The 6,826-nt window shown below is 73.1% G+C and carries 5 protein-coding genes and 1 pseudogene; 5 read left to right on the forward strand and 1 reads right to left on the reverse strand.

Annotated features, from left to right (window positions below):
* A pseudogene (locus FF041_RS38235) lies at positions 1-531 on the forward strand (peptidoglycan-binding domain-containing protein); the annotation flags it as partial.
* 564 nt (positions 532-1,095) lie between these two features.
* Entirely contained in the window at positions 1,096-1,863 is a 768-nt protein-coding gene (locus tag FF041_RS29230; protein WP_153525592.1) for a hypothetical protein, read from the forward strand.
* A gap of 423 nt (positions 1,864-2,286) precedes the next feature.
* Here the strand turns inward: FF041_RS29230 and FF041_RS29235 are convergent, their stop codons facing one another.
* The gene (locus tag FF041_RS29235; RefSeq protein ID WP_153525593.1) at positions 2,287-2,832 is read right to left on the reverse strand and encodes a cysteine hydrolase family protein; all 546 of its coding nucleotides are present in this window, start codon (positions 2,830-2,832) and stop codon (positions 2,287-2,289) included.
* Between the two features lie 357 nt (positions 2,833-3,189).
* On the opposite strand from FF041_RS29235, the gene FF041_RS29240 reads away from it, so the two are divergent.
* The 3 genes from FF041_RS29240 to FF041_RS29250 all read left to right on the forward strand — a co-directional run bounded on the left by FF041_RS29240 (position 3,190) and on the right by FF041_RS29250 (position 6,680).
* Positions 3,190-4,113, forward strand: a complete 924-nt coding sequence (locus FF041_RS29240) for an aminoglycoside phosphotransferase family protein (RefSeq protein WP_153525594.1) — start codon at positions 3,190-3,192, stop codon at positions 4,111-4,113.
* 122 nt (positions 4,114-4,235) lie between these two features.
* The gene (locus tag FF041_RS29245) at positions 4,236-5,150 is read left to right on the forward strand and encodes a hypothetical protein (protein WP_153525595.1); all 915 of its coding nucleotides are present in this window, start codon (positions 4,236-4,238) and stop codon (positions 5,148-5,150) included.
* A gap of 183 nt (positions 5,151-5,333) precedes the next feature.
* Positions 5,334-6,680: a diacylglycerol/lipid kinase family protein gene (locus FF041_RS29250; protein WP_323393033.1), complete on the forward strand. Its 1,347-nt coding sequence runs from the start codon at positions 5,334-5,336 to the stop codon at positions 6,678-6,680.
* Positions 6,681-6,826 lie beyond the last annotated feature (146 nt).

Genomic DNA, 6,826 nt, shown 5'->3' on the forward strand with positions numbered 1-6,826 from the left:
CAGCAGGCGGTCGGCCGCACCGTGAACGGCACGGTCGACACCACCACCTGGTCGGCCCTCCTCGACGGCCCGGTCCGCGACCGGATCTCGCTCGCCCGACAGATCCGCGACGCCGCAGCCATCACCCTTGCCACCGCCCACTCCGGCGGTGTCGACGCGGCGTCCACGGCACGGCAGAACATCGTCGACACGGCCGATGGAAAGGGCGCCGCCACCAGCCCCTGGAGCGATGTGCCCGGTCAGCGGGTGTTCCTCAACGCCCAGATGCTCAATGGGCTGCTCAAGCTCACCACCGATCACGGCTACACCCTCTCCATCTCCGAACTGGTGGGCGGCGACCACTCCGCCAACTCCCGGCACTACGTCGGAGTCGCCGTCGACATCAACTACATCAACGGCACGCATGTCGGCAGCGGCGCCCCGCACGCGGCGGCCATGGCGGCCTGCACCAAGCTGGGCGCCACCGAGGTCCTCGGCCCCGGGGACGCGGGCCACAGCACCCATATCCACTGCGGATGGCCCCGCCCCTGACGGCGGAGCACCCTCCCAGCCGCCGGACAGCATCCTTCCCACCCGCACTCCGGCGGGTGGGAAGGAGCACACCGGCGGACGTACCGCCCTTCGACTCCAGAAGATGGACACGGTCGTCGTCCAACGCTCGACGCCGCTGCGACCACGGCAATCGATGACGCTCAGGGCGAACCGCAGCCAGACCTCCGGCGAGACCGCCCGCCGGCCGGGATCTCGACGAACCCCCTCCACCACCGCCTCGGCACCGCAACGGGGTGCACGCGAGTCATCGCGTTCCGCCGTGCACTCGTTCGTATGGTTGCCGCGCACGGATACGCCGCTCCCGCAAGGACGTTGGCCCGGAACCGGGCGCCGTGCCGGCGGCGTCGCCGTACGCGGCGCGGGGGCGGCTGATGCGGAGGCGCCGTCGGCAGGAGGCATGGTTGGTCCTGTACGAGCGGCCGGGTTCACCGCGCGAAGTCCCGCTCCGGATGCCACCGGCTCGGCATCCGGGGCCGGGTGCGCCGCCCGTAGCTGTAACGATGCTCTTGCCAGGGTGGGTAGCATCCAGCAACAACATCAGGTATGACGAGAGAGAGAACCGTCGTGTCCAACGAGCCGGAGAACACCCAGATCCAGGAACGGTATGCGGCGCAGTTCGCGGCCGATCTGGAGAACAACCGCAAAGAGCAGGAGACCATCACCACGAAGATCGCGGAGCACCAGGACCGCCTCGCCCACCTGCAGACGGAGGAGAGGTGGCTGGCGGGGATGCAGGGCACCCTCGCGGATGCTCCCGCTGCTTCCACGGGTTCCACCGATTCCTCTGTAGACGCCGACTCCGCAGAGGCCGACTCCGCTGAGGCGCCCGCGCCCGGGGTCGTTCCGCGTCCGAGGCGGCCGAAGAAGACGGCCGGCGCGACGGGGCGGAGCCGGAGCAAGGCCGCGGCCAAGCCCGTGGAGAAGGCGGCGCCCAAGGCGGCCGAGAAGAAGGCCGTGAAGAAGGCCGAGAAGAAGGTCGCGAAGAGCCCGGAGCCGGGGCGGCCCACTCTGCGTGAGCTGGTCACGGCTCTTCTGGTCGGGCGTTCCGGCGAGCCGCTCATGGTCAGCGACGTCGTCCGGGAGCTGACGGAGACCCACCCCGAGCGGGTGGCCTCGACCCAGGTGGTGCGCAACGCGCTGGAGGGCCTAGTGGCGAAGGGAAGCATCGAGCGGGAGCGGAAGCAGGGGTCGGTGATGTACACGGCGCTCCGGCCGACGACGTCCGAGCCGCAAAGCGCGGCGGCAGCCGGCGCCGAGGCTGCCGGGCCGGTCGCCGAGGCCGCGGACGAGAAGGCCGCAGCCGAGTCGTAGCCGGGTGGGGCCGGTGCTGGGACGACCGGTCCCGGTGCCCAGGCCCCCGCGCCGCGTCGAGCGGCATCGCCCCACGGCGAACGCGATGGCAGCCGACCGGCACGGGGTTGTCGTCAGCCCCTGCGGGCGCATCGGACTCCGCCTGCCGCGCGCCCTTGGGCCGCACGGTGGGGCGATGCCGCTCGGCGCGGGCCGGAACCCCTCGACCGAAGGCCCCGGACCCGCGCGGGTCCGGGGCCTTCGGTCGCATGGACCGCGCTGTCACGGCCGCGGCCTGCGCCCGATGCGCCGGCCGTCGGTGTCATGACCGCTCTGAAAGACCGGGCCGCGTCGAGCGGCGGAGAACCGAACAGCCCATGGCCCCGCTCTCCCGACGGGACTTCGACGACACGGCCTGACGCGCGGCGCCGGAGACGAACCGGCTCACGGCGCGGCGAAGTCCACTTCGGACGAGGACAGCACCCGGATGCTCCGCCCGGGGAAGTCCATGTACCGGTAGATCCCGTTGTGGTGCGCGATCGACCGCTCGGACGAGATGTACTCCCCGGACTCGGGCCGGTCGGATGTGGTGTGCCCGTCGGCGACCAGCACCACGTCGTACCGGTGGCTCAGCGCCTGCCGTGCCGTGGTGTCCACACAGAACTCGGTCGCGAACCCGGTGACGACCACCTCGGTGACCCCCAGCGCCTTGAGGGTGTCGTCGAGATCAGTGTCCAGGAAGCTGTCCGCGCTGGTCTTGTGGACGGTCTCCTCGCCGGCTGCGGGCGTGAGCTCGGGCACGATCCGCCACCCCTCGGTGCCGGCCTCCACCCCCGTACCCCGGTGCTGAATCGTCACGACCGGTACGCCCGCGGCTTTCGCGCGTTCCCGCAGGCCGGCGATTGCGGCGACCGTCTCGGCGGCCCGGAAGGCGAGCGACACCAGGGTGTTCTGCATATCGATGACGAGAAGCGCGGCGGTATGGGGCATGGGCCCACGGTACCGGCCCCGTTCCGGGCCGTCCCTCCAGACGGGGGGCGCACGGCGATGGCACCGGCGTACGGGGGTGTTCGGCTCACCGCGTCATGCGGAGACCTCCAGGCGGTGGGCCCGGGCGGTGAGGTGGCGGCGTTCGGGGGTGCTCGTGCTACCGGGTGCCCCTGCGGCACACTGTCACCCCTTGGTCGGAGCGGGAAACGGGTTCTCGACATCCGACGACAAGCTGTTCCGGTTTTCTTTCGCGCACGAACACCGGCGCGGTGCGACCGGTCACCCTGTAAGCCCGGCCCTCCGCGCCGGAGTCGGCCGTCGTGGCCCGACGCTGAACCCACGAAGGAGACTCTTCCCATGAACACGTCGACTTCCATCGACGTCCCGGACGCGTTCGCCGCGTCCTACAGCGCCCACGGCGCCTCGGCGCGCGCCTGGATCGCCGGGCTGCCCCGCCTCGGCGGAGACTTGTCGGACCGCTGGGAACTGCGGCCCGACGGCCCGGCCGCGTACGGCATGGCCTCGCTCGTCCTGCCCGTGCGCCGGGCCGACGGCACACCCGCCGTCCTCAAACTCCAGCAGCTCCGGGAGGAGACCGCCGGGGCCGCGGCCGGTCTGCGGGCGTGGCGGGGCGACGGCATCGTGCGCCTGCTCGACCACGACGAGGAGAGCGGAACCCAGTTGCTGGAACGGCTGGACGCGACCCGGACCCTGTCCTCGCTGGCCGACGACCATACGGCGATGCGGATCCTGGCCGCGCTGATTGCCCGTCTGACCTCGGTACCCGCTCCGAAGGGTCTGCGGCGGCTGTCCGACCTCGCCGCCGCCATGCTCGAACAGGCTCCGCGGGCCGTGCCGGCGTTGCGTCACCCCGCCGAACGGCGACTGGTGAGCACCTGCGCGTCCGCCGTGGCCGAACTGATCGGTGAGTCCGGCGACCGCCTGTTGCACTGGGACCTGCACTACGACAACGTCCTCGCCGGGGAGCGGGAACCCTGGCTCGCCATCGATCCCGAACCGCTCGCCGGCGACCCCGGATTCGAGCTGCTGCCGGCGCTGGACAACCGGTGGGACGACGTGGTGGCGACGGGCGACGCCGTACGCACGGTCCTCCGCCGCTTCGACCTGCTGACCGAGGCCCTCGGCCTGGACCGGCAGCGGGCAACCGGCTGGACGCTCGGCCGCGTTCTGCAGAACGCGCTGTGGGACGTCGAAGACGGGAAGACCGCGCTGGAACCGGCGCAGGTCACCATCGCCACGGCCTTGCTGCACCGCTCGTAGCGGAAGGGGCGCACCGGCGCGGACCCGTGCTGATGCGCCCGGGTGACAGGGCGGGGCCGACCGGGGGAGAGGGGCGAGCCGCGGGCGGGCCGGACTCCGAGTCACGCCCTAGCGTGCGGCGGGTGAAGAGCCTGCGCACCGCCCGCCGTCGCCTCGCCGCCGTGCTGGCCGGCCTGAGTCTCGCTTCGCTCCCCGGTGCCGCCGCCGGCGCCGACGGCTGGCTGCCGACGGGCCAGGGGATCACCGCCGGCATCAGCGGTATCGCGGTGGCGGCGCAGGACGGCGCCGGGACCGAGGTGCTCGTGGTGCACGACAACAAGCGTCCAGGGGAGCAGCGGGTGTCCCGTATCCGTATCCCGCCCGGCTCCGCACCGCACGGCGAGGTGTTGAGCTGGGACGGCGAGCGGCTTCCGGTGGACCTGGAAGCACTGAGCGCGGTCCCCGGCGCCGATGGGGAGTTCGTCGCCCTGGAGAGCTCCGGCCGCGGCTACCATCTGCTCCTGGGCCAGGACGCGGTGCGGGTGCTGCGGGAGTTCACCGTTCCCGGTGTCGCCCCGGGCGACAACTACGAGGGATTCGCCCTGACCGTGCAGGCGGGACGCCTGGTGGCGGTCTGGGCCCACCGGGGCCAGGACCAGGACCCGGCGGTCCTGCACACCGCGGCACTCGACTGGAGCGGACTCGTCTTCGGCCCGCAGCGCACCGCGGGCGTCCGGGTGCTCTATCCGCCGGAGAACGTACGGCACATCAGCGATGTGCACGTCTCCCCCTCCGGCCGGGTGACCGTCACCTCGGCCTCCGACGCGGGCGACGACGGTCCTTTCGACTCCGCCGTCCATGACGCCGGGAGCGTCCTGACCGGATTCGACGGTCAGCCCTGGCCCGCGGTACGCGAAGAGCCGGTGCGGCTCGCGGTCTTCCCCGGTCACAAGATCGAGGCGCTGGACTGCCTGCCCGGCGCTGTCCGGGGCGTTCTGGGCACGGACGACGAGAACGCCGGGGGCTCACTGCGCCCGGCCGAGGTCTGCCTTCCCTGACCGGCCGTCCCTGGCCTCGCCGCGCGCCGCACCGCGGCGCCGGGACCAGCGGCGCGGTCGGCTGCGAGCGTCCGCGCCGTGTCTCCGGTCCGTCGGGCGCCGCGCGGTCCGGCCGTCCGTGCCGTGTACGCCGGCTCCACCCGGGATACGGCGGCGGTACGAGCGCGGAGGGCGGTGGTGAGGGTGACGGATCCAGAGGTGCCGCGGGCGGCGCGGGTGCTGGCCCGGCTCTCTCTGGCGGGCGCGGTGGCGGCGGCCGTCGCTCTGGTGTCGATGGTGGGCGCGGGGGGTCTGCTGATCGTGGTGGGCGGCCTTGCGGGCCTGGCCGCGGCGGCGGTGGGGGCCTGGTGGTTCCTCGCCTACCGCGGGGTGGTCCGGGCGCTCGGAGCGCTGTTGGTGGTCGCGGCCCCGGCCGGCGTCATCGTGCTCTGTACGAGCCGTGGCCTGTGGGGCCCGGCACTCGTCTCCGTGGCGCTGTGGGGCGCGGCGCTGGCCTGCGCGCGGTCGGCACTGCGGAGGGCGAGACCGCTGGCCGGGATGCGCGCCGAGCGGCGACGGCCGCCGCGCCGTCCGGTGCTGATCATGAATCCGGCGTCGGGCGGCGGGAAGGTCGCCCGGCACGGGCTGGTGGAGAAGGCCGAGGACATGGGCGCGCGGGTGATCGTCCTGCCGACCGACGCCCGGGCGGACGTCACCGCGCTCGCCCGGCAGGCCGTGGCCGACGGCGCGGATCTCCTCGGGGTGGCGGGCGGCGACGGCACCCAGGCCCTGGTGGCCGCCGTGGCCGCCGAGCACGGTCTTCCGTTCCTGGTGATCCCCGCGGGCACCCGCAATCACTTCGCCATGGATCTGGGCCTGGACCGCCAGGATCCCGCTCGCTGCCTGGACGCCCTCGCCGACGGGGAGCAGCTCAGCGTGGATCTGGGGTTCGTGTCGGGCCGTCCCTTCGTCAACACCGTCTCGTTCGGGGTGTACGCGGAGATCGTCCAGAGCCCTCAGTACCGTGCGGACCAGGCGGGCACCATCCTGGGCGGGCTGCCCGATCTGCTGCTCAAGGAGTCCGGGAAGCGGCTCGAAGCGCTCGTGGACGGCACCCGGCTCTCCTCGCAGCAGGCGCTCCTGATCAGCAACAACCCCTATATGGAGACCGATCTGCTGGGTGCGGGCCGCCGGCTGCGACTGGACACCGGGACGATGGGCGTCGTCGGCATCCGGGTGGAGGGTGCGGCCCAGGCCGCGGAGATCGCGCTGCGCGGCACCCAGGCCACGGGGCTGACCGTCCTGACAGCCCGCCGGGTCGATGTCACCTCCACCTCCCCCGACCTGCCGGTCGGGGTCGACGGCGAGGCCCTGATGCTGCCCGCACCAGCCGTGTGCACGCTCCACCCCCGCGCCCTGCGGCTCCTGGTCCCGCGCCACCGTCCCGGAGCCCCCTTGAGCCGCCCCCGGACGAGCTGGCGAAAGATCATGCTGCTCGCGCTCGGCAGGAGACCGCCCGCGTCGGACACGGCCGTCCACCGTTCGGAGTGAGAGACCCCGGACCGGCCCGGGGAAGCCGAGGCCCCTCGGGTCCGTGTGCGTGGAATGGGGCGGCTGCGAAGGAGGCGGCCCGGCCGGGATCATCCCGCGACCCGGCGTCCTCGCTCTCTTGTGCCGCGGTCGGCCGGCTGCGTGAC

Origin of the sequence: Streptomyces jumonjinensis, from assembly GCF_009600885.1 — a bacterium.
Lineage (GTDB): Bacteria > Actinomycetota > Actinomycetes > Streptomycetales > Streptomycetaceae > Streptomyces > Streptomyces jumonjinensis.

Excerpts from the sequence above, each read along its gene's own strand:
- FF041_RS29235 (WP_153525593.1), bottom strand. The coding sequence starts at position 2,832 with ATGCCCCATACCGCCGCGCTTCTCGTCATCGATATGCAGAACACCCTG.
- FF041_RS29230 (WP_153525592.1), top strand. The coding sequence starts at position 1,096 with ATGACGAGAGAGAGAACCGTCGTGTCCAACGAGCCGGAGAACACCCAG.
- FF041_RS29240 (WP_153525594.1), top strand. The coding sequence starts at position 3,190 with ATGAACACGTCGACTTCCATCGACGTCCCGGACGCGTTCGCCGCGTCC.